The sequence below is a fragment of the Capillimicrobium parvum genome (genome assembly GCF_021172045.1).
GTDB classification, from domain to species: Bacteria; Actinomycetota; Thermoleophilia; order Solirubrobacterales; family Solirubrobacteraceae; genus Capillimicrobium; species Capillimicrobium parvum.
This window is the reverse complement of record NZ_CP087164.1, coordinates 1368166-1388233: the sequence shown is the minus strand read 5'-3', so window position 1 is coordinate 1388233 and position 20068 is coordinate 1368166. Positions and strand designations below refer to the sequence as shown.

At 75.0% G+C, this 20068-nt stretch carries 21 protein-coding genes and 1 riboswitch; of the genes, 9 read left to right on the top strand and 12 right to left on the bottom strand.

From position 1 onward, the window contains the following. Positions 1 to 117: 117 nt before the first annotated feature. Both DSM104329_RS06835 and DSM104329_RS06830 read right to left on the bottom strand, forming a co-directional pair. On the bottom strand, positions 118 to 609 hold the full coding sequence (locus DSM104329_RS06835; RefSeq protein WP_259314653.1) for a GNAT family N-acetyltransferase: 492 nt from the start codon (positions 607 to 609) through the stop codon (positions 118 to 120). An 11-nt stretch (positions 610 to 620) separates the two neighbouring features. Further along, entirely contained in the window at positions 621 to 1727 is a 1107-nt protein-coding gene (locus DSM104329_RS06830) for a sigma-70 family RNA polymerase sigma factor (protein WP_259314652.1), read from the bottom strand. Positions 1728 to 1949: 222 nt separating this feature from the next. On the opposite strand from DSM104329_RS06830, the gene DSM104329_RS06825 reads away from it, so the two are divergent. Next, positions 1950 to 2435, top strand: a complete 486-nt coding sequence (locus tag DSM104329_RS06825; RefSeq protein WP_259314651.1) for a hypothetical protein — start codon at positions 1950 to 1952, stop codon at positions 2433 to 2435. Positions 2436 to 2567: 132 nt separating this feature from the next. Further along, a riboswitch (cyclic di-AMP (ydaO/yuaA leader) is annotated at positions 2568 to 2716 on the top strand. Beyond that, complete coding sequence (locus DSM104329_RS06820) at positions 2710 to 3426, top strand: septal ring lytic transglycosylase RlpA family protein (RefSeq protein WP_259314650.1); 717 nt, start codon at positions 2710 to 2712, stop codon at positions 3424 to 3426. (Overlaps the previous riboswitch by 7 nt.) A gap of 30 nt (positions 3427 to 3456) precedes the next feature. On the opposite strand, the gene DSM104329_RS06815 is transcribed toward DSM104329_RS06820, so the two are convergent. Continuing rightward, entirely contained in the window at positions 3457 to 4461 is a 1005-nt protein-coding gene (locus DSM104329_RS06815) for a diguanylate cyclase domain-containing protein (protein WP_259314649.1), read from the bottom strand. 54 nt (positions 4462 to 4515) lie between these two features. On the opposite strand from DSM104329_RS06815, the gene DSM104329_RS06810 reads away from it, so the two are divergent. From DSM104329_RS06810 to DSM104329_RS06800, 3 genes are read left to right on the top strand one after another with little or no spacing between them, the layout of a single operon-like run. Then, positions 4516 to 5709: a molybdopterin molybdotransferase MoeA gene (locus DSM104329_RS06810; protein WP_259314648.1), complete on the top strand. Its 1194-nt coding sequence runs from the start codon at positions 4516 to 4518 to the stop codon at positions 5707 to 5709. Positions 5710 to 5739: 30 nt separating this feature from the next. Next, positions 5740 to 6615 carry an NAD(P)H-binding protein gene (locus DSM104329_RS06805; RefSeq protein ID WP_259314647.1) on the top strand — a complete coding sequence of 292 codons (876 nt, stop codon included), beginning with the start codon at positions 5740 to 5742 and terminating at the stop codon, positions 6613 to 6615. A 13-nt stretch (positions 6616 to 6628) separates the two neighbouring features. After that, complete coding sequence (locus tag DSM104329_RS06800) at positions 6629 to 7354, top strand: hypothetical protein (protein ID WP_259314646.1); 726 nt, start codon at positions 6629 to 6631, stop codon at positions 7352 to 7354. On the opposite strand, the gene glpX is transcribed toward DSM104329_RS06800, so the two are convergent. The 9 genes from glpX to DSM104329_RS06755 are packed head-to-tail and all read right to left on the bottom strand — an operon-like array spanning position 7341 to position 15612. Then, positions 7341 to 8336: a class II fructose-bisphosphatase gene (gene glpX / locus DSM104329_RS06795; RefSeq protein WP_259314645.1), complete on the bottom strand. Its 996-nt coding sequence runs from the start codon at positions 8334 to 8336 to the stop codon at positions 7341 to 7343. The genes DSM104329_RS06800 and glpX overlap by 14 nt on opposite strands. Positions 8337 to 8373: 37 nt before the next feature. Next, positions 8374 to 8802 carry a hypothetical protein gene (locus DSM104329_RS06790; protein WP_259314644.1) on the bottom strand — a complete coding sequence of 143 codons (429 nt, stop codon included), beginning with the start codon at positions 8800 to 8802 and terminating at the stop codon, positions 8374 to 8376. Further along, positions 8799 to 9155 carry an Hpt domain-containing protein gene (locus DSM104329_RS06785; protein ID WP_259314643.1) on the bottom strand — a complete coding sequence of 119 codons (357 nt, stop codon included), beginning with the start codon at positions 9153 to 9155 and terminating at the stop codon, positions 8799 to 8801. The genes DSM104329_RS06790 and DSM104329_RS06785 overlap by 4 nt, the downstream gene beginning before the upstream one ends. Continuing rightward, positions 9152 to 9529, bottom strand: coding sequence for a response regulator (locus tag DSM104329_RS06780; protein WP_259314642.1), 378 nt, complete (start codon positions 9527 to 9529; stop codon positions 9152 to 9154). The genes DSM104329_RS06785 and DSM104329_RS06780 overlap by 4 nt, the downstream gene beginning before the upstream one ends. Then, entirely contained in the window at positions 9526 to 10689 is a 1164-nt protein-coding gene (locus tag DSM104329_RS06775; protein WP_259314641.1) for a CheR family methyltransferase, read from the bottom strand. Before DSM104329_RS06775 ends, DSM104329_RS06780 begins: the two co-directional genes overlap by 4 nt. After that, complete coding sequence (locus tag DSM104329_RS06770) at positions 10686 to 11789, bottom strand: chemotaxis protein CheB (protein ID WP_259314640.1); 1104 nt, start codon at positions 11787 to 11789, stop codon at positions 10686 to 10688. Before DSM104329_RS06770 ends, DSM104329_RS06775 begins: the two co-directional genes overlap by 4 nt. A 7-nt stretch (positions 11790 to 11796) precedes the next feature. Further along, positions 11797 to 13812 (bottom strand): hybrid sensor histidine kinase/response regulator, encoded by a 2016-nt coding sequence (locus DSM104329_RS06765; protein ID WP_259314639.1) that lies wholly within the window; start codon positions 13810 to 13812, stop codon positions 11797 to 11799. Then, on the bottom strand, positions 13809 to 14207 hold the full coding sequence (locus DSM104329_RS06760) for a chemotaxis protein CheW (protein ID WP_259314638.1): 399 nt from the start codon (positions 14205 to 14207) through the stop codon (positions 13809 to 13811). The genes DSM104329_RS06765 and DSM104329_RS06760 overlap by 4 nt, the downstream gene beginning before the upstream one ends. 4 nt (positions 14208 to 14211) lie before the next feature. Further along, positions 14212 to 15612, bottom strand: coding sequence for a methyl-accepting chemotaxis protein (locus DSM104329_RS06755; protein WP_259314637.1), 1401 nt, complete (start codon positions 15610 to 15612; stop codon positions 14212 to 14214). A 69-nt stretch (positions 15613 to 15681) separates the two neighbouring features. Here DSM104329_RS06755 and DSM104329_RS06750 point away from each other — a divergent pair, with 69 nt between their 5' ends. The 4 genes from DSM104329_RS06750 to DSM104329_RS06735 are packed head-to-tail and all read left to right on the top strand — an operon-like array spanning position 15682 to position 19971. Beyond that, complete coding sequence (locus DSM104329_RS06750; protein WP_259314636.1) at positions 15682 to 16416, top strand: dihydrofolate reductase family protein; 735 nt, start codon at positions 15682 to 15684, stop codon at positions 16414 to 16416. Positions 16417 to 16430: 14 nt separating this feature from the next. Beyond that, the gene (locus DSM104329_RS06745; RefSeq protein WP_259314635.1) at positions 16431 to 17378 is read left to right on the top strand and encodes an ROK family protein; all 948 of its coding nucleotides are present in this window, start codon (positions 16431 to 16433) and stop codon (positions 17376 to 17378) included. Then, on the top strand, positions 17375 to 18886 hold the full coding sequence (gene zwf, locus DSM104329_RS06740) for a glucose-6-phosphate dehydrogenase (RefSeq protein ID WP_259314634.1): 1512 nt from the start codon (positions 17375 to 17377) through the stop codon (positions 18884 to 18886). Before DSM104329_RS06745 ends, zwf begins: the two co-directional genes overlap by 4 nt. Then, a complete protein-coding gene (locus DSM104329_RS06735) occupies positions 18871 to 19971 on the top strand; it encodes a glucose-6-phosphate dehydrogenase assembly protein OpcA (RefSeq protein ID WP_259314633.1) in 1101 nt (366 codons plus the stop codon). Before zwf ends, DSM104329_RS06735 begins: the two co-directional genes overlap by 16 nt. Positions 19972 to 20068: the final 97 nt, after the last annotated feature.

Genomic DNA, 20068 nt, shown 5'->3' with positions numbered 1-20068 from the left:
GGCACCGTGGACCCGGCGGGTGCGACCGGGAAGGTTCGCCGGGGGTGGCGGACATCCCGAGGCTGTCACCGCGGCGCCCGCTTCGGCGGGCGCCGCCCGGCGATCTGAGGGGTTGGCTCAGGCCACCCGCAGTCCGAGGATCGCCGAGTCGATGAGCCGGCCGTCGAGCTCGGCGACCTCCGGCAGCAGCCCCCAGCGCTCGAACCCGGCGCGCTCGAACAGCGCCAGGCTCGGCGCGTTGTGGGCGAAGACGAAGGCGAGCAGGCGGCGCAGCCCGAGCTGCGGCGCGTTGGCGACGAGGTGGTCGAGGAGCTCGCGGCCGACCCCGCACCGCTGGTGGGCCGGGTCGACGTACACGCCGACCTCGACCGTCGCGGCGTAGGCCGGGCGGCCGTAGAAGTCGCCCACGCTCAGCCAGCCGGCGACCTCGCCGTCACGCTCGGTCACCCACACGGGGCGCCGGGTGGCGTCGCGCTCGAGCAGCCATGCGCGCCGCTCGTCCACCGTCACCGGCTCGAGGTCCGCGGTGGCCAGGCGGCCCGGGATCGACGCGTTGTAGATCGCGACGATCCGCTCGAGGTCGGCGGGCCGGGCGTCGCGGACGGGCAACGGGTGGTGGGTCAGGCGACGTCGCGGAGCTTCTGGGCCTCCGCGAGCGACTGCAGCTTCTTCAGCGACTGGTTCTCGATCTGGCGGATGCGCTCGCGCGTCACGTTGAACGTGCGCCCGACCTCGTCGAGCGTGCGCGGATGCTCTCCGCCCAGGCCGTATCGAAGCTCGAGAACTCGGCGCTCGCGGTAGGACAGATTCTCCAGCGCCTCGCGCAGCGCCTCCTTCGTGAGGATCTCGGCCGCACGCTCGTACGGCGACTCGGCGCGCTCGTCGGCGATGAACTGGCCGAACTCGGACTCCTCCTCGTCGCCGACCGGCTTCTCCAGCGAGACCGGCGCCTGGGCCGAGCGCTTGATCGAGTCGACCTCCTCGGGGTCGATGCCCGTGACCTCGGCGATCTCGTCGGCGGTGGGCTCGCGGCCGAGCTCGGTGACGAGCTTGCGCTCGGCGCGGCCGATCTTGTTGAGCTTCTCGACGACGTGGACCGGGATGCGGATGGTGCGCGCCTTGTCGGCCAGCGCACGGGCGATCGCCTGGCGGATCCACCAGGTCGCGTAGGTCGAGAACTTGAAGCCCTTGCGGTAGTCGAACTTCTCCGCGGCGCGGACCAGGCCGAGCGTCCCCTCCTGGATCAGGTCGAGGAACGGCAGGCCCTGGTTGCGGTAGTTCTTCGCGATCGAGACGACGAGGCGCAGGTTCGACTCGACCATCTTCTGCTTCGCGTCGAGGTCGCCGCGCTCGATGCGCTTGGCGAGGTCGACCTCCTCCTGGGCGGTGAGCAGACGGACCTTGCCGATGTCCTTGAGGAACAGCTGCAGCGAGTCCGTCGTCATGTCGGGCCGCAGGTCGATGGCCGTCTTGGCCTTGCGGCGCCCGCCCCGCTTGTCCGGCGCGCGCTCGACCTGGGCGGCTGCGGCGGTCGCCGGATCGACGTCCTCGACGAGCTCGATCTCCTGGGACTCGAAGAAGGTGTTCAGCTCCTCGACGTCGGCCTCGTCGACGTCGAGTTCGGAGAGCGCGGTCGCGATCTCGGCGTGCGTCAACACGCCCACCTGCTGGCCCTTGGCGAGCAGACCCTTGATCTCTTCCAGTTCCTGCAGCTCTGCGACTGACATCAAGTTCCGTTTCCGTCGTGCCGGGCTGGGCGGGGCTCGGCTTCCACTTGGCGAGGCGCTTCCCCGGCTCTTCGCCGACCGTTGGGACGGCCGGCGCGAGTTCCCTGGGTGCGACGAAGCCTCAGGGTACCGCCTTCTTCTCCCTCCATGGACGCAATCGGCGTGGGTGCCACGGGAGTCTCGCTTTCGGCTTTCCTGCGTGTGCGCGAGAATGCCCTCACGATGCCACCAGCAAACGACGGCGACGACGTCCTCTCGCGGCTGCCCCGCACCCGCCCCGCCCGGCGCAGCGCGCGGCGCGAGCCGGCCGACGCCCCGGCGGCCTCGGCGGCCTCGGCGGCGGCCGAGACGGCACCCGCTGAGGCGGAGCCCGCGCCGGCGCGCAACGCGGCGGCGAAGCCCGCGTCCAGCGCCGCGAAGAAGTCGGCGGCGAAGCCCGCGTCCAGCGCCGCGAAGAAGTCGGCAGCGAAGCCCGCGTCCAGCGCCGCGAAGAAGGCCGCGCCGACGCGGAAGCCGAAGCCGGCCGCGACCGCGCCGGCGCCCCCGTCGGAGCCCGTGCCGCAGCCCGCGCGCGAGCCGGTCCAGCCCCCCAGCGGCGGCGAGATCCTGCAGAGCGCCGTCCAGGCCGCCGGGGACCTCGCGTCGGTCGGGATCGCGGTCGGCCGCGAGGCGCTGAAGGCGGCCGCGCGGCGGCTGCCCAGGCTGTAGCCGGGACGGGCGTCGCCGGAGCCCGGACGGGGCCGGCGCACGATCCGAGACGGCCCGTCCGACATACGCCCGGGGCGGCCCGCGACCGCTCCGCACCGCGGCGCGCGGCTGGCTATGCTGCGCGCGCTGCCGAACGCCGACGCGCCCTGCGCGCCGGCGGCGGGGGAACCACCGCGGACCTTGTTCCGCTGGGGCGAGTCGGCTCCGATCACGAGCCGTAGCGTCGCTTTCCGCGACGCGAGCCCGTCAGCTCACCCCGTAGGCGGTCCGTCACATGTTCAGGCTCAGACCGCCCATCGCCGTCGTCCTCGCGACCCTCGCCGCGTCCTTCGTGGCGGTCCCGGCCGCGGGCGCCCAGGCGCCCGCGCCGACCGCCACCGGCGGCGCAGCGTTCGGCAACGCCGGCCCGACCGGCCTCGACGTCGATCCCGGCGGGTTCCTCGGCCGGCCGCTCGCGATCTCCGGGCGCGTCGAGTCGCTCGCCGGACAGGCCGTGCGCATCGAGCGGCTCGACGCGGCCACGCGTGCGTGGGTCGCCGTGGCTCGCGCGACCGCCGACGAGGACGGAGCGTTCTCGGCCCAGTGGGATCCGGACATCCCGGGCGACCAGACCCTGCGCGCCGTGCCCGACACCGGCTCCGCGGCGCAGGCCTCGACCGCCGACGCCGGGCCGAGCGCGCGCACCACGATCTACCGGTCCGCAGGCGCGACCTGGTACGGGCCCGGCTTCTGGGGCCGCACGACCGCCTGCGGCGTGCGGCTGACCAAGACGCTCCTCGGCGTCGCGCACCGCACCTGGCCGTGCGGCACGCGGGTGGCGGTCTATCTCGACGGCCGCCAGACCGAGGTGACGGTCGTCGACCGCGGCCCGTACGCGAAGGGCGTCTCGCTCGACCTCACCAAGGCGGCGGCCGACCAGATCGGGCTGACGGAGATCGGCCGCGGCGCGATCGGCTGGTACCGCCGGCCCGCCGCCGCGAACGTTCGCTGACGACCCGCCGTCCGCGGCGCACGGCGCGGCCTACATCGTGCCCGGCGGCGTCCCGCCGCCGTAGCCGCCGGCCCGCGCGGCGAACAGCGATTCCTCGGCGCGGTCGAGCAGTGCGGCGCCGTCGGGCGCGTCGGGCCCGAGCACGGCGACCCCGACCGATGCGCTGAGCGCGGCGCCGCTCAGCTCGGCGGCGCGGGCGACGCCGGCGCCGATCCGCAGCGCGAGCGCGCGCGCGCCCGCCGGGCCGGTTCCGGCCAGCGCCACCCAGATGCGCCCGGGGCCGTCGCGGCGGGCGGCGTCGCCCGGCCGCAGCAGCCCCTCGATCGCCGCCTCGGCCTGCGCGATCGCCGCCGTCGCCTCGTCGCCGAACTGGGCGGCGAGCAGCCGCTGCACCCCGTCGAGCTCGACGAGCAGCACGGCGAGCGGGCGCCCGTCGGCGGCATGGCGCTCGACCGCACGGTCGACGGTCTCCAGCGGCGGGCCGTCGGAGATCCGGGGGCGCAGGTCGAGCGCGCGCACCTCGCCCTCGGCGGGGGCCGGCGCAGAGGGGCCGACCTCGCGCGCGGGCGCGCGCGTCGTGCCGGTCCGCAGCGTCACGGCCGTGACCACCGCCGCGACCGCCGACAGCCGCTCGGCCAGGCCGGCGACCAGCTCCGGCCCCGGACGGCGCAGCTCGGCCAGCGCGCCCGCCCACAGCACCCCGCGCAACAGCTCCACGGCGCCCGCTGCCGCGTCCGCGCTGCCCGCGCCCGCCAGCGCTCCCGCTCGGCCCGCCGCGTCCGTCAGGTCGCCGCCGTCGAGGCGGTCGAGCTCCTCGTCGGAGGCGAGCGCCCGGACCATCGCCGCGCACAGCTCTGGCCCGCCCGCGGCCAGCTCGGCGACCGGCACCTCCGCCGCCGCGGCCAGCGGCCGCTCGGCCAGCAGCGCCAGCAGCCACTCGCGCGCCAGGTCGTCCGCGCCCGCGACGAGCGCCGCCACCGGGGCGTCGGCGACGGGGCGCGCGCGGCGCCGGCGGACGGGTCGGTCGTCGGGCATGGGACGACGTTGGATACCAGCGGGCGAGGACGACTCGCGCATACGCTGTCGCCCATGTTCCCCCTCCTGAGCATCGCGCAGGCCCGCGACGAGGTCCGGCGTGCGATCACGGCGCTCGAGCCCGACGACCTCGAGATCACCGCCGCGCTCGGCCGCGTGCTCGCCGAGGACGTGACCGCCGCGCACGACGTGCCGCCGTTCCCGAACTCGGCGATGGACGGGTTCGCCGTGCGCAGCGGCGCCGCCGGCCGTAGGCTGCCGATCACCGGCGAGGCGCGCGCGGGCCGGCCCGCCGGCCGGCCCCTCCCTGACGGCGAGGCGTTCCGCATCTCCACCGGAGCGGTCCTGCCCGAGGGCGCCGACGCCGTCATCGAGGTCGAGCGCGTACAGGAGCGCGATGGCGCCCTCGTCACGGAGATCGACGTCGACGCCGCGCGCAACGTCCGGACCGCCGGCGAGGACCTCGCCGCGGGCACGGTCGTCCTGACCGCGGGCACCCGCCTCGGGCCGGCCGAGCTCGGCGTCGCCGTCTCCGCCGGCCGCGGCACCCTGCTCTGCGGCGGCATCCCGCGCCTCGCCGTCGTGGCCACGGGCGACGAGCTCGTCGATCCCGGCGAGCCGCTGCAGCCCGGCCAGATCCACAACTCCAACGCGGTCACGCTCGGCGCGCTCGCCCAGCAGACGGGCGCGCGCGTCTTCACCGTCAGCGGCGCGGCCGACACCCTCGACGAGACGGTCGAGGCGCTCGGCATCGCGCTCGAGGAGGCCGACGTGCTCGTCGTCTCGGGCGGCGTCTCCGTCGGCCCGCACGACCACGTCAAGCCCGCCCTCGAGGCCCTCGGCGTGCAGCAGCGCTTCTGGGGCGTCGCGCTGCGTCCGGGCAAGCCGACATGGTTCGGCACCCGCGAGGGGCGATTGGTCTTCGGCCTGCCGGGCAACCCGGTGTCCTCCATGGTCACCTTCCTGCTCTTCGTCCGCCCGGCGCTGAACGCCATGCAGGGCGCGGCGTTCGAGGCCCCGCGCCGGACCGCCGTGCTCGCCGAACGCATCGCGCGCTTCCCGCAGCGCGACGAGGCGGTCCGCGTGAGCCTCGCCACGGCGCCCGACGGCACGCTCCAGGCGCGGCCGACCGGGCCGCAGGGCTCGCACATCTCGAGTTCGATGCTGGGCGCCGACGCGCTGGCGATCCTCGAGGCCGGCGACGGCGGGGTCGAGGCCGGGACGACCGTCTCGGTCGAGCCCATCTGACGACCGGGCCCGCCGCGGATACAGAACCACATGGCGAAGATCCTCCTCACCGGCGCAACCGGCTACATCGGCGGCCGGCTGCTGCCCCGCCTGCTCGACGCGGGCCAGGACGTGCGCTGCCTCGTCCGCGACCCCCGGGGCGCAGACCTGCCGGCCGCAGCCGAGGTCGTCCAGGGCGACGTCGTCCGCGATCAAGGCCTCGACGCCGCGCTCGACGGCGTCGGCACCGCGTACTACCTCGTGCACTCCATGGAGGGCCGGGGCGGCGACTTCGCCGAGCGCGACCGCCGGGCCGCCCACGCGTTCGCCTCCGCCGCGACCCGGGCCGGCGTCGAGCGCGTGATCTACCTCGGCGGCCTGGAGGGCGAGCGCTCGGAGCACCTGCGCAGCCGCCACGAGGTCGCCGAGATCCTGCGCGCCGACGGTCCGCGGCTGGTCTACGTCCGCGCCGCCATGGTCATCGGGTCGGGCAGCGCGTCGTTTCAGATGCTCGAGCACCTCGTGCGCCGCCTACCGGTCATGGTCACCCCGCGCTGGATCGACACGCGCAGCCAGCCGGTCGCGATCGCCGACGTCGTCGGCACCCTCGCCGCGCTCGCGAGCTTCCCCGACCCGCCGCAGGAAGTGCAGCTCGGCGGCGCCGACATCCTCACCTACCGGGAGATGATGGTCCGCTTCGCCCGGATCCTCGGCCGCCGCCCGCCGCTCGTGATCCCGACGCCGTTCCTGAGCCCGCGGCTGTCGTCGTACTGGGTCGGGCTCGTCACGCCGATCGAGTTCGGGCTGGTGCGGCCCCTCATCGACGGGCTCTCCGCCGAGATGCTCGTCCGTCGCCCGCCGCCGCCCGGCCTCAACGACCACCCCGCCGGCTACGACGACGCCGTGCGCCAGGCGCTCGCGGCGTAGCATCGTGCGACCGATGCCGAAGCGCCTGCTCGTGGCCGCCGCCGCCGTCGTCGTGTTCGCCGTGGCGTTCTTCGCCAACGCGCGCCGCCTGCTCAACACGCGCGGCGCGGTCGCGCGGACGACGATCCGCTCGCCCGAGGAGCACACGACCACGGACGGGAGCGGCGCGGTGCGCTCCGTCCAGGCCGCCGACGTCGACCTGCCGGCCGAGGCGGCGGACGAGATCTGGACGCCCATGCACCTCGAGCGCCTGGCTCGCACCTACTGGCGCTTCCTGACCCGCATCACGCTCGGCGCGGTGCGCGTCCGCTACCGCGACGACGGCCGGGACGTCTGCCTCTTCGGCATCCGCTGGCTGCCGCTGCTGACCTTCCAGGCGCCCGAGTACGAGATGGACGACACGCGCGGCATCGTGCGCTGGCGCATCGAGAAGGGGCTGCTCGTCGCGCGCCAGGGGCGCGGCGGCAAGGGGTACCTCGAGATCGACGTGCGCCGCTGCCCCCCGCCGTCGCGGGGGCAGGCGAGGCTCCACGTCGAGTTGGAGGTCGCGAACTTCTACCCCGCGATCGCGTCCGGCTTCGGCCGTTGGTTCTACGCGAACACGCAGTCGCGCATCCACGTGATCGTGACGCACTCGTTCCTGCGCTCGCTGGCCCGGCTGGACCTGGCGGAGTCCCAGGTCGGCTCGCTCGTCGGGGTCGAGGACGTGCCGGACCCCGGCACCCTCATCCGAACCTGACGCCGGCCATCGCGCGCAGCTTGCGGCGGTCGTGGCGCGCGTGGACCCGCCGCACCGTGCCCGAGCGCGAGCGCATGACGAGCGACTCGGTCGTGGCGTAGTCGCCGTGGAAGCGCACGCCCTGCAGCACGTCGCCGTCGGTCACGCCGGTCGCCGAGAAGAAGCAGTCGTCGGAGGCCACTAGGTCGTCGACCGTCAGCTGGCGATCGAGGTCGTAGCCGGCGTCGAGCGCGGCCCGGCGCTCCTCGTCGTCGCGCGGCCACAGCCGGCCGACCATGTGGCCGCCCGTGCACTTGATCGCCGCGGCGGAGATGACGCCCTCCGGCGTGCCGCCGACGCCCCACAGCAGGTCGACCGGCGAGCGGTCCGACACCGCCAGCAGCGCCGCCGACACGTCGCCGTCGCTGATGAGCCGGACGCGGGCGCCGGCCTCGCGGATCTCCGCGATGCCGTCCTCGTGGCGCGGGCGGTCGAGCACGACGACCGTCACGTCGCCCACATCGATCTTGCGCCGCTGCGCCACCGCGCGGACGACGTCGCCGATCGCCTGGTCGAGGTCGAGCAGGTCGACGAGGTCCGACCCGCCGGCGAGTTTCTCCATGTACACGCACGGGCCGGGGTCGAACATCGAGCCGCGCTCGGACAGCGCGATGACGCTCAGCGCGCTCGGCATGCCGCGCGCCGTGAGCGTGGTGCCCTCGAGCGGATCGACCGCGATGTCGACCTGCGGCGGCTGCCCGTTGCCGATCTCCTCGCCGTTGAACAGCATCGGCGCCTCGTCCTTCTCTCCCTCGCCGATGACCACGATGCCGTCCATCGTCACGCTGCCCACCATGTGGCGCATCGCGTCGACCGCCGCCTGGTCGGCGGCCTCCTTGTCTCCGCGGCCGACGAGGCGGGACGCGGCCAGCGCGCCGGCCTCGGTGACGCGGACGAGCTCGAGGGCGAGGTTGCGATCGGGATGCTGCGCGGTGTCGGTCATCGGGCGCGAGCCTATCCGAGCGTCCCGCGCCCGGCCGTCACCCGGGAACGACCGAATTCGCGATCTCGACAAGGCGCTCGGGCGGCCACGGACCCTGCGCGGTGAGCCGCAGATGCAGGCCGTGCGCGTGCCATTCGAGCTCGACCACGGGACGCAGCGACGGCTGCGCCTCGACGAGCTCGGCCTCGCGCCAGCGACCCGGTGCGTCGCCGACGGGGACGTCGCGCGGCGGTTCGTCGCCGGGCCACTCGCGCGCCGGCGGCGGGTCGAGGCCGACGTAGAGCGCGAGGCGGCCGGGCGCACCGGCGCGGGAGTCGTCGAGGTTGAACTCGATCTCGACGCCCGCCGGTCCGGCGGGGCGGACCTCGGTCCAGCGGACCAGCGGCAGCGCGGCCTGGGGCAGCGGGACCGGACGCCCGAGGTGGGCGTCGGCGGCGGCGATGCCCTCGAGCGGATCGCTGCTCATCCCCATCCTTCGGCGCCGCCCGCGGGCTCGCCCTCGAGCTCGCGCCGCAGCGCGCCCGCCACGTCGCCGAGGTGGTCGAGCGCGGCGCTCGGCGGCCCCCCGGGCACGTCGAAGGCGTGCTCGAGCTCGCGCGCCATCGCCGTCGCGGCCCCGAAGCCGAACGTGCCGGCCGAGCCGGAGAGCATGTGCGCCTCGCGCACGCCCGCCGCCCGCTGCTCGTCGTCGAGGGCGCCGACGCGCGCGGCGGCGATCGTGGCATCGATGACGTCGACGCGGGCGAGCACGTTGTCGCGTCGGCTCTCCCAGACGCGGCGCAGGACGTCGCGCACGTCGGCCGGAACGTCGTCGCTCACGTGCTCCACCCGAACGCCTCGGACACCTGCCCGGCGAGCTGGGGCAGCGAGAACGGCTTGGGGATGACCGCGGACGCGCCGAGCGCGAGCAGCGCGTCGCGCTCGCCCTGCTCCTCGGCCCGCGCGGTCAGGAACGCCACGGGCACGTCGCGCGTGGCGTCGCCGGTGCGCAGGCGTTCGAGCGTCGACGGCCCGTCGAGGCCCGGCATCATGACGTCGAGCAGGATGCCGTCGGGCGGCGCGGATCGCGCGGCCGCGACCCCCTCCTCGCCGCCGGGCTGGGCGTCGACGGCCCAGCCGGCGAGGCCGAGGGCAACGGTCGCCGCCTCGCGGATCAGCTCCGAGTCGTCGATCACCAGGATCCTCCTGCTCACGTGCCACCGTCCTCCTGCCCGCCGCCAAGGCGTGCCAAGCGCGCCCGGCACTCCGCCAACAGCTCGGCATCATCGTCGGTCTGCGGCGGCTGCGTCGCGTGGATGGCGGTCCAGAGCGCCCGGCGCGCGGCGGGGACGTCGCCCCGCGCGCTGTAGGCGAGCGCCAGCTCGAGCCCCGCGATGCCGAACTCCGGGTCGAGGTACAGGGCGCGCCGCAGCCAGCGCACGGCCTCCGTGTGGTCGCCGCGGGCGCGGGCCTGACGGCCGCGCTCGAGGCAGTCGCGGGAGTCCGGGGGGCTGCTCTGCGGCGCGCCCCCGGGGCGGTCTCGGACCCGGCGCACCGGGCGCCGGCGCGGACGCTGCGCACGCGATGCGGGCCGCGCGCACGCCGCCTGGGGCAGGGCGAGGCGCCCGACGGTGCCGGTGCTCAGGCGGTCGGCGGCGCCGATCACGAGCCGGCCTCCCGGCACCAGGGCGCCGTCGAGCCCGACGATCGTGCGCTGGACCTGGCCGGGCGAGAAGTAGATGAGGACGTTGCGGCAGGTGATGACGTCGAAGCGCGCCTCGCCGCTGGGCGGCAGGTCGTCGTGGACGAGGTTGTGGGTGGCGAAGCGCACGACCCCGCGCAGCGCCGTGCCGACCCGCAGCCCCGCGCCAGCCGGCTCGAACCAGCGCTCGCGCATCGCGGCCGGCACCGACGCGACCGCTCGGGGCCGGTAGGTGCCCTCACACGCGCGGTCGAGCGCGCTCTGGGCGATGTCCGTGCCCAGCACGTCGAGCGGTGCCCTCGGGCCGAGCGCCTCGAGGGCCAGAAGGGCCAGCGAGTACGCCTCCTCTCCGGTCGCGCAGGCGGTGCACCACACGCGCAGCCGCTCGTCGCCGCGCGCCCGCGCCGCGGCGAGCAGCCCGGCCCAGTCGAGCGCCCGCAGCTCGTCGTCGTGGCGGAAGAAGAAGGTCTCCTTGACCGCCACCTCGTCGACGAGGCGCAGCGTGAGGGCCGCCCCCTCGAGCGGGTCGTCGGCCGCGCGCAGCACCTCCTCCGGCGTGCCGAGGGCGAGCCGGACGAGCGCGCTCTCGAGCGAGCCGAGCCGCGAGCCCTCGAGGACGAGCCCGCTCGCGGCGCGGATCCGCTCCGCCAGCTCCTCGAGCGCGGTCCTCACCGCGGGCGGCTCCGCACGGGCAGTGCGGCGAGCGCGGGCCCGATCTCGTCGAGGGGCAGGACGCGCTGGGCGCCGGCGCGGACGGCGGCCAGCGGCATGCCGTCGACCGCGCAGCTCGCCGCGTCCTGGGCGATGGCCAGCCCACCGGCGGCGAGCACCGCCGCCACGCCGGCGGCGCCGTCGACGCCCATCCCGGTGAGGACGGCGACCGCGGCGCCGGCACCGGCGTCGCGGGCGAGCGAGCGGAACAGCATGTCGCCCGATGGCCGGTGCGGGTCCGGCGGCGTGCGGTCGTCGAGGTGCATCTGCAGGCCGACGCCGACCACTAGGTGCGCTCGGTCCGGGGCCAGCCACACGCCGGGCACGGCCTGCGCGCCCTCCGTGGCCAGCCGGACCGGCGGAGGCACCGTCGCGTCGAGCCACCGCCCGAGGCCCTCCGTGAACCCCTCGGTCATGTGCTGGACGACGAGCACCGGCACCGCGGGCTGCGCGGGCAGCGCCCCGAGGACCGCGCGCAGCGCGCTGGGGCCGCCCGTGGAGGCGGCGATCCCGATGACGTGGATCGCATGGGGGCGCCAGGGCGCCGCCCGCGGGCGGGCTGCAGACGCCGCGGCGTCCGGCGTCGCCGGCCGCGCGCGCCGCGCGCTCGCCCGGGCCGCCCCGCGGACGTGCGCGACCCCGGTCCGGCCGGTGACGCGCACGCGGCTCAGCCGCCGCATCCGCCGGCGCAGCGTCGCCGCCACCGCGCTGGTCGTCGCGCCGAGCTGGATCTCCTCCTTGTGGATCACGTCCACCGCGCCCGCCGCCAGCGCCTCGGCCGCCTGGACGCTGCCCGCGCCGGTGAGGGCGGAGACGACCACCACCGGTACCGGATGCTCGTCCATGATGCGGCGCGTCGCCTCGACGCCGTCCATGCCCGGCAGGTCGAGGTCCATGGTGATGAGGTCGGGCCGCAGTCCGACCAGACCGCGCAGGAGCCGCTCCGCCGACGAGTAGCTGCGCACGACGTCGATGTCGCCGTCGGCTTCCAGGACCCGGGTGAGCGCCTGGACGTACGTGCGCGAGTCGTCGCAGACGACCACGCGGATCGCGTCGCTCACCGGCGCCTCACCGGATCACCAGGCGGTGCACCATCTCGAGCAGCTTGTGCTGGTCGAACTCCGCCTTGACGACCCAGGCGTCGGCCCCCGCCTCGGCCCCGCGCCGCCGGTCCTCCTCGTCGCCGCGTGAGGAGACGATCACGACGGGCAGGGACTCGTGGCGCGGGTCCTCGCGCAGAGCCGACAGCAGTGCGAACCCGTCGAGGACGGGCATCTCGATGTCGGTGAGGACGAGGTCGACGCCGTCGCCATGGTCGAGCAGCTCGAGCGCCTCGCGTCCGTCGCGGGCGGTGAGCACGTCGTATCCGGCGCCGGCGAGGATCGTGCGCTGCAGCTCGCGCACCGTGAACTGGTCGTCGACGACGAGGACGCGCGGGACGCGGCTGCGCGCGTCCTCCTCGGGCGCGGCCGGCGCCTCGGGCACGGCGGCCGCCGCGGGCGCGCCGCGGATGAGGTGGCGCGCATCGAGCACGAGCGCGATGGTGCCGTCGTCCTGCACCGTGGCGCCGAGGTAGAACGGGAGCCCGTCGAGCAGCGGGCCGAGCGCCTTGATGACCGCCTCCTGCTCGCCGAGGAGGCGGTCGCAGCGCACGGCCGCCCGGCGGCCGGTCACGTCGACGATGAGCACCGGCCCGCCCGGAGCCGTCGGCATCCCCGGCCGGTCGAGCAGCACCGCGAGGTCGGCGAGCGGCAGGACCTCGCCGCCCTCGAGCTCCACGGCGGGACGGCCGCCGAGGATGACGACCCGCTCTTCGTCGACCACCTCGGCCAGGGTCTGCAGCGGGATGCCGAAGTGCTGGCCGCCGCGCTCGACCAGCAGGAGGGCGAGGACTGCGAGCGTCGCGGGCAGGCGCAGCGTGAAGCGGCTGCCGCGCCCCGGGTCGCTCGTGACGAGGAGCACGCCCCCGAGCTTCTTGAGATCCCGCTGGACCGCGTCCAGGCCCACCCCGCGGCCCGCGAGCTCGCCGACCTCGCGCGCGGTCGACAGTCCAGGCGTCGCAAGCAGCTCGCCGAGCTCGGCGTGCGACTGCGTCCGCGCGACGAGGTCCGGCGCGATGCCGCGCCCGTCGTCGGCGACCGAGACCTCCACGCGGTTGCCGCGCGCCTCGGCGCTGACCGTCACCGTGCCGCGGCGCGGCTTGCCCGCCGCCTCCCGTGCGTCCGGCGGCTCGATCCCGTGCGAGACCGCGTTGCGCAGGAGGTGGACGATCATGTCCGAGATGCCCTCGAGCATCGTGCGGTCGAGCTGGGTGTCGACGCCGACGAGCTGGAGCTCGACCTCGCGGCCCTCGCGGGCGGCGGCGTCGCGGATGGTGCGCGGGAACGAGCTGACGATCGACGACAGCGGCATGGTGCGCAGGTCGAGCACGGCGTGCTGGAGCTCGGCGAGGAGGGTCTCGCTGCGATCGAGCTCCTCGCGCAGCTGCTCGTCCTCCTCGACGACCGGCCCGAGCATGTGCTCGAGGCGCCGCCGGCGAAGCACCGCCTCCCCGGCCGCGTCGAGGAGGTCGTCGACGCGCTCGGCGGAGACGCGCATGGTGGCCATGCGCGACGGGGCGGACGGAAGAGCGTCGTGATCGTCGCCGAGCGGCGCGGGCGGCGCGGCGGTGACGGGCACGGCGCCGCCCAGCGCCTCGCCCTCGCCCTCGCCGGCGCCGTCGCCGTCGCCGGGCCCCTCGTGCAGCGCCGCCGCCACGGCCGCCGCGTCGATCGCCTCGCCCTGCATCGCGGCGCGGATCGCGTCGGTCGCGCGCAGGAGAGGACCGGCGGCCGCCATCTCGAGCTCGCCCCTGCTGCGCGCCTCGGCGAGCACGTCCTCGATGCTCGTCGCGACCGCGGCGATCGGGGCGAGGCCGACCATTCCCGCCGTGCCCTTCAGCGAGTGCGCGTGGCGGAACAGCTCGCGCACGGACTCCGGATCGCCGCCGCCCGACTCGACCTCGAGGAGCGTCGCCACCATCGCGTCCAGCCGCTCGCCCGCCTCCTGGCGGAAGATCGACAGCAGCTTGTCGTCGACGCTCATACCGGCCCCGCCATCGCCAGGACCGCCTCCACGTCGATCACGCCGACCAGCTCGTCGTCGACCATGGCGCGGCCGCGCAGTCCGGCCTGGTCGGCCGGCTGCACGTCGAACAGCGGCAGGGGCTCGACGTCGATGACGGCGTCGACCTCCAGCCCGGCCGTGGCCACGCCGCTCGCGACGACCACGACGTACGCCGCGTCCGGCCGCGACGGCAGCCCGAGCGCCGCCGCGAGGTCGACGATCGGCAGGACGCTGCCGCGCAGGTTGCGCACGCCGACGACGAGCGGAGACGCACCCCACACGGGGGTCATCTGGTCGCGCTGCTCGACCTCGACGACATCCGCGACCTCGATCGCGTAGCGCTCCCCGCGCAGCCTGACGTGGACGGCGTCCACCCGCTCACTCCGGCGGGCGGTGGCCGTTGCGCGGGCTCACGCCGGCCTCGACCAGCGTCCGCTCGAGGCTCTTGACGAGCTGCTCGACCTGGCGCGTCGTGTCCAGGCGGCGCTCCTGCTCGGCGGCGAGCTGCTGGGCCGCGCTGCGGATCTCCGCCATCGCAAGGGAGACCTGGTCGGCCGCCCCGCGCTGCTGCTCGGTCGCCCGCAGGGTGTCCTCGATCTCCTCGCCGGTGGACTGCATCAGCTCCACGACGTCCGCGGCCCGCTTCTGGCCCTGCTCGGTGGCGAGGATCGTCGCGTTCGTGTCGTCCTGCAGCGAGGACACGATCCGGCTGATGGATTCGGTCGACCGCACGCTGCGCTCGGCAAGCTTGCGGACCTCTGTCGCGACGACCGCGAACCCCCGCCCCGCCTCGCCGGCCCGCGCCGCCTCGATCGACGCGTTGAGCGCAAGCAGGTTCGTTCGCTCGGCGATGTCGTTGATGAGCTTCAGGATGTCCCCGATCTGCTGGCCGCCCTGGCCCAGGTCGAGCGACCGCCGCGCGATCGCGTCAGACTGCTGGAGCAGGTCGTCCATCACGTCGCTGGTCTGCGCCGCGGCGCTCGCGGTCGTCTCGGCGCTGGCGGCGATGGCGGTCGCCGTCGCGGTCATCTCCTCGATGGTCGCCGCGGTCTGCGCGATCGCCGCCGACTGCTCGCTGGTCGCGGCGGCCGCCTCCTGCGCCGCGGCCCGCATCTCGAGCGATGCCTCGGCCAGCGTGTCGGCGGTGGCGCGGATGCGGTTGAACAGCCGCTGCAGCAGGCGCGAGCTCCAGATCGTGAGCACCGAGCCGACGAGGATCGCGAAGCCGCCGAGCCCGATCGCCCACCACATGGCCTGGTCGGCGATGTGGCGCGCGTCGGCGCGCGTCGCGTCGACCTTCGTGCGCTGCGTGTCGGAGAAGCCCAGGATCGCCTCCTGCAGGTCGTCCGCCGCGGCCCGGTAGGCCGCCACGTCGGCGGCGTGCCCCGGCTCCCCGCTGGTGGTGAGGGCGCGATCGGCGGCGACGCGCAGCCTCGTCGACGCTCGTTGGATCGACGCGAGGCTCGCGACGGCGTCAGCTGTGGGCCCGGCCGTCTGCGCCTGCCGCTCGGCGGCCGCGAACTCCCTGTCGAGGTTGCGCAGATCGCCCCCGACGCTGTCGCCGTCCAGCCCCCGCTCGACGGCCTGCACACGGTCGATGAGGTTGTTGCGGAAGCTCGTCTGAGCTCGCGAGACCAGGGCCGCGCGGTCGGCACGGTCGTACGTCGAGAGCGCCGATTCGTAGCGCGTCAGCGTGATCGTCAGGGTGATGATCCAGAGCACGCCGAGCGCCATGCCGACCGTCGTGATGACCCGAGCGGGTCCGCGGAGTCCTCGCACGGGGAGCGAATCTACTCGTTGCCGCCCGGGCACCAGTACAACCATCCGGCTGCACTAGCTTCCTCGCACATGTCCTTGCAGCTGCGCCGCCTCCTGCCCGAGCCCGGCACCGCGACGCCCGCGGAGGCCGCGGCGCACCTCGCGGGGCGCGAGACGCTCGTCCTGAACATGGTCGCCTCGCTCGACGGCCACACCGAGCTGCGCGGCCGCAGCGGCGGCATCCGGGGCGGTCAGGGCGACCGGGAGCTGTTCCACGCGCTGCGCGCGCACGCGGACGCGATCCTCGTGGGGACCGGGACGCTGCGCGCCGAGCGCTACGGCGGCTGGATCCGCGACGAGCGCCGCCGGGAGATGCGCCGGGCCGCCGGGCTGGGCGACGAGCCGGTCGGCGCGACGCTCACCCGCCGCGGCGAGGTGCCGTGGGGCATCCCGCTCTTCGCGGAGTCCCGCTCGCGCGTCCTCGTCTACACCGGCGCCCGCGTCGACGTCCCCGCGGAGACCACCGCCGACGTCGAGGTGGTGGTCCTCGACGATCCCGACCCCGCGGTGGTGGTCGCCGACCTCCGCGCCCGCGGGCTGCGCTCGATCCTCTGCGAGGGCGGCGCGACGCTCAACGCCGCGCTGCTGAGGGCCGGCGTGGTCGACGAGCTGCACGTCGCGCTCGCCCCTCAGCTCGTGGGCGGTGCCGACCCGCTCACCGTCGTCGCCGGCGAGCTGGGCGACGACCGGCTGCTCGACCTGCTCGACGCCTACGAGTACGAGAACGCCCTGTTGCTGCGCTATCGCGTCGCCGCGGGCCTGTGATACACACGGCTGCAGTGGACCAGCGACTGATCGGCGTCGACGTCGGCGGCACCAAGGTCTCGATCGCGCTGCTGCAGGGCGGCGTGCTCTCGGAGCCCCGGATCGAGCCCACGGACCTGTCCTCCGCCGACGCCCTGATCGACCAGCTGGTCGAAGGCGTCGAGGCCGCCCGAGGCTCCGAGCCGGCCGCCGCGATCGGCGTGGGGCTGCCGTCGGTCATCGACTGGGACACCGGGACGGTGCGCTCGAGCGTGAACATCCCGCTGCAGGACGTGCCGCTGCGCACCGTGCTGCGCGAGCGCCTCGGGTTGCCGGTGTACGTCGACAACGACGCCTCCGTCGCCGCGCTCGCCGAGGCGCACGCCGAGGACGGCACGCTCGAGGCGGCGAACCTCATCATGTTCACCGTGGGCACCGGCGTGGGCGGCGGCGTGGTCATCGACGGCCGCGTCTACCGCGGCGTGACGGGCGCGGGGGGCGAGTTCGGCCACATGGTCGTCGCCGCGGACCCCTCGCAGCTCGACGCCCCCGCCGGGCGCGACGAGCGGTTCCCGCGGCCAGGCTCGCTCGAGTCGCTCGCCTCCGGCACCGCGCTCGACGCCCTCGGGCGCGAGCAGGGCTTCGAGACCGGGGTCGCCGTGGTCAAGGCGGCCAAGGCCGGCGACGAGCAGGCGATCGCCCTCATCGCCGTCCTCGGACGCCGCCTCGGGCTGGGGATCGCGAACGCGATCAACATGTTCGACCCCGAGGTCGTCGCCATCGGCGGCGGGGTCTCGACCGCCGGAGACCTGCTGCTCGAACCGGCGCGCGAGGCCGCAGGGCGTTTCGTGCTGCCCGGAGTGGGCACCCGGACCACCGTGCGCATCGCCCGGTCCGGGCCGCGCGCCGGCGTCCGGGGCGCCGCCCTGCTCGCCGCGCAGGAAGTCCTGCTGGGGGACCGGCCGACCACCACGATCCGATGACCGACACCGCAGAGAACCCGCTCACCGCCGGGCTCGAGCGCCTTCCGGTCGACCCCACGACGCTGACGATCTTCGGCGCGACCGGCGACCTCGCCCGCCGCAAGCTCCTGCCCGCGCTCTACAACCTCGCCCACGACGGCGCGCTGCCCGAGCGCTTCAACCTCATCGGCATCGCGCGCTCGCAGTCCAGCCACGAGGACTACCAGCGCGAGGCGCGCGAGGCGATCGAGCAGTTCAGCCGGCGCCGGCCGGACCCGGCGGTCCTCGACGCCCTGCTCGACCGCGTCCGCTACATCCCCGGCAGCTTCGGCGACGACGACGCCTACGACAGCCTGTCGGCCCAGCTCGACGAGTTCGATGCCGACAACGGCGGGCCGCTGAACCGCGCGTTCTACCTCTCGACCGCCCCGGCGTTCTTCCCGGTGATCGTCGAGCATCTCGGCGAGCACGGCCTCGCCCATCGCGCGGACTGCCAGGTGCGGGTCATCATCGAGAAGCCGTTCGGGACCACCGGCGCGGAGGCCAGCGAGCTCAACCGCCGGGTGCTCGCGGTCTTCGACGAGAAGCAGGTCTTCCGCATCGACCACTACCTCGGCAAGGAGACCGTCCAGAACGTCCTTGCGTTCCGCTTCGCCAACGGCATGTTCGAGCCGCTGTGGAACCGCAACTACATCGACCACGTGGAGATCACGGCGGCCGAGGAGGTCGGCATCGGCTCGCGGGCGGGCTACTACGACTCCGCCGGCGCGCTGCGCGACCTCGTGCAGAACCACATGCTCCAGCTGCTGTGCCTGCTGTGCATGGAGCCACCGGTGACGTTCACCGCCGACGAGGTGCGCGACGAGAAGGTCAAGGTCCTGCGGGCCATCCGGGCGCCCGCCCCCGACGAGACCGTCCGGGCGCAGTACACGGCGGGCACCGTCGGCGGCGAGGACGTGCGCGGCTACCTCGAGGAGGAGGGCGTTCCGCCCGAGTCCCAGACCGAGACGTTCGCGTCGCTGCGCCTCGAGGTCGACACGTGGCGCTGGAACGGCGTGCCGTTCTACCTGCGCACGGGCAAGCGCCTCGCTCGCAAGGTCACCGAGATCGCGGTCATCCTCAAGCCGGTCCCGCACCTTGCGTTCGCGAAGGAGGGCTCGCTCGGCGTCCAGCCCAACCAGCTGATCCTGCACGTCCAGCCCAACGAGGGCGTATCGCTGTCGCTCGGGGCCAAGATCCCGGGCACGCGGATGGTCATCCGCCCGGTCCAGATGGAGTTCCTCTACGGGACGGCGTTCATGTCGCAGTCGCCCGAGGCCTACGAGCGCCTCATCACCGACGCGATGCGCGGCGACGCGACGCTGTTCACGCGCAACGACGAGGTCGAGGCGCAGTGGCGGATCATCGACCCGGTGCTCGGCGCCTGGCAGCGCGACGACCCGCCGCTCGCACACTACGAGGCCGGCAGCCAGGGCCCGCCCGAAGCCGACCGGCTGCTGGAGGGCGACGACCGGTGGCGCGCGATCTGACCCATTCGCTCGCCGACACCACCTGGTTCGAGCGCGACACGACGCCGTCGAAGATCGAGGCCGCCGTGCGCGAGCTGCAGATCGAGCACGCCGCCCAGGGCGAGCACGGCGCCGTGTTCCCCGCCCGCGTGCTCAACCTGGTTGCGGTGGTGGACCGGCCGTGGCGCGGCGAGATCGAGAACCGCCTCGAGCGCGTCGGCCGGTACCACGCGTCGCGCACCGTCCTGTGTGCGGTGGAGCCGGGGCGCACCACCATCGACGCGCGCGTCACGGTGGTCACCGACGAGGAGCCGGTGGCGGGCGAGATCACGACCACGCACGAGCACCTCGTGCTCGACATCGGCGAATCGCACCTCGAGCACCTCGACACGATCATCGACCCGATCGTGGTCACCGACATGCCCACGATGCTGTGGTCGCCGCACGGCCGCTGGAACGCCGTCGATGCGCTCCTGGGGCTCGCGCAGGTCGTGCTGCTGGACTCCGTCGACGAGCCCGATCCGGAGGACGCCGTGCACAGGGCCTGCGCACTGTCGGAGCGCGTCTACGTCGTCGATCTCGCCTGGCTGCGCTCGACGCCGTGGCGCGAGCGCATCGCCGCCAGCTTCGATCCGCCGCGGTGGCGCGCGCAGCTGCCGACCATCTCGAGCGTCGAGATCCGTCATCACCCCGAGTCGGTCGTCGCGGGAGTCCTGCTGTTCGGCTGGCTCGCCTCGCGGCTCGGGTGGACCCCGGGCGCACTGGCCTGGCGGCGCGACACGCTCGAAGGGCACGCGCGCAACCGCAAGGGCGAGGTGCGCCTGGCGCTGCACCCGGACCCGTCGCTGTCGGTCCGCGGCCTGGCCGGCATCACGATCGAGACCGGCCAGGGCACGGTGCTCGATCTCGACCGCGGCGAGGGCGGCCTGCACGCGCGGCGCGTGACCCGCGGCACGCGGGCGGACGGCCACACCGAGCGCACGTGGACGGTGCTGGGCGCGTCGCGCGGCGAGGCGGGGATCCTTGGCGAGGGCATCCGCCAGGCGCTCCTGCGCGACCCGACCTACCGGCCCGCGCTCGAGGCCGCGCAGATCATGGTGGGCTGATGGCCGGCCGCTCCCCCGTCCCGTTGCGCCTGGTCGGCGCGCTCGGCGAGATCGGCGCGGACCAGCGTGCCCGCGGCGCGTGCGAGAGACTCCCAGC

Bases quoted from the DNA above. Each gene is read 5' to 3' on its own strand.
- DSM104329_RS06800 (WP_259314646.1), top strand. From the start codon at position 6,629: ATGCCGAAGCGCCTGCTCGTGGCCGCCGCCGCCGTCGTCGTGTTCGCC.
- DSM104329_RS06750 (WP_259314636.1), top strand. From the start codon at position 15,682: ATGTCCTTGCAGCTGCGCCGCCTCCTGCCCGAGCCCGGCACCGCGACG.
- DSM104329_RS06810 (WP_259314648.1), top strand. From the start codon at position 4,516: ATGTTCCCCCTCCTGAGCATCGCGCAGGCCCGCGACGAGGTCCGGCGT.
- DSM104329_RS06825 (WP_259314651.1), top strand. From the start codon at position 1,950: ATGCCACCAGCAAACGACGGCGACGACGTCCTCTCGCGGCTGCCCCGC.
- DSM104329_RS06805 (WP_259314647.1), top strand. From the start codon at position 5,740: ATGGCGAAGATCCTCCTCACCGGCGCAACCGGCTACATCGGCGGCCGG.
- DSM104329_RS06765 (WP_259314639.1), bottom strand. From the start codon at position 13,812: ATGAGCGTCGACGACAAGCTGCTGTCGATCTTCCGCCAGGAGGCGGGC.
- DSM104329_RS06830 (WP_259314652.1), bottom strand. From the start codon at position 1,727: ATGTCAGTCGCAGAGCTGCAGGAACTGGAAGAGATCAAGGGTCTGCTC.
- DSM104329_RS06790 (WP_259314644.1), bottom strand. From the start codon at position 8,802: ATGAGCAGCGATCCGCTCGAGGGCATCGCCGCCGCCGACGCCCACCTC.
- glpX (WP_259314645.1), bottom strand. From the start codon at position 8,336: ATGACCGACACCGCGCAGCATCCCGATCGCAACCTCGCCCTCGAGCTC.
- DSM104329_RS06815 (WP_259314649.1), bottom strand. From the start codon at position 4,461: ATGCCCGACGACCGACCCGTCCGCCGGCGCCGCGCGCGCCCCGTCGCC.
- DSM104329_RS06820 (WP_259314650.1), top strand. From the start codon at position 2,710: ATGTTCAGGCTCAGACCGCCCATCGCCGTCGTCCTCGCGACCCTCGCC.
- zwf (WP_259314634.1), top strand. From the start codon at position 17,375: ATGACCGACACCGCAGAGAACCCGCTCACCGCCGGGCTCGAGCGCCTT.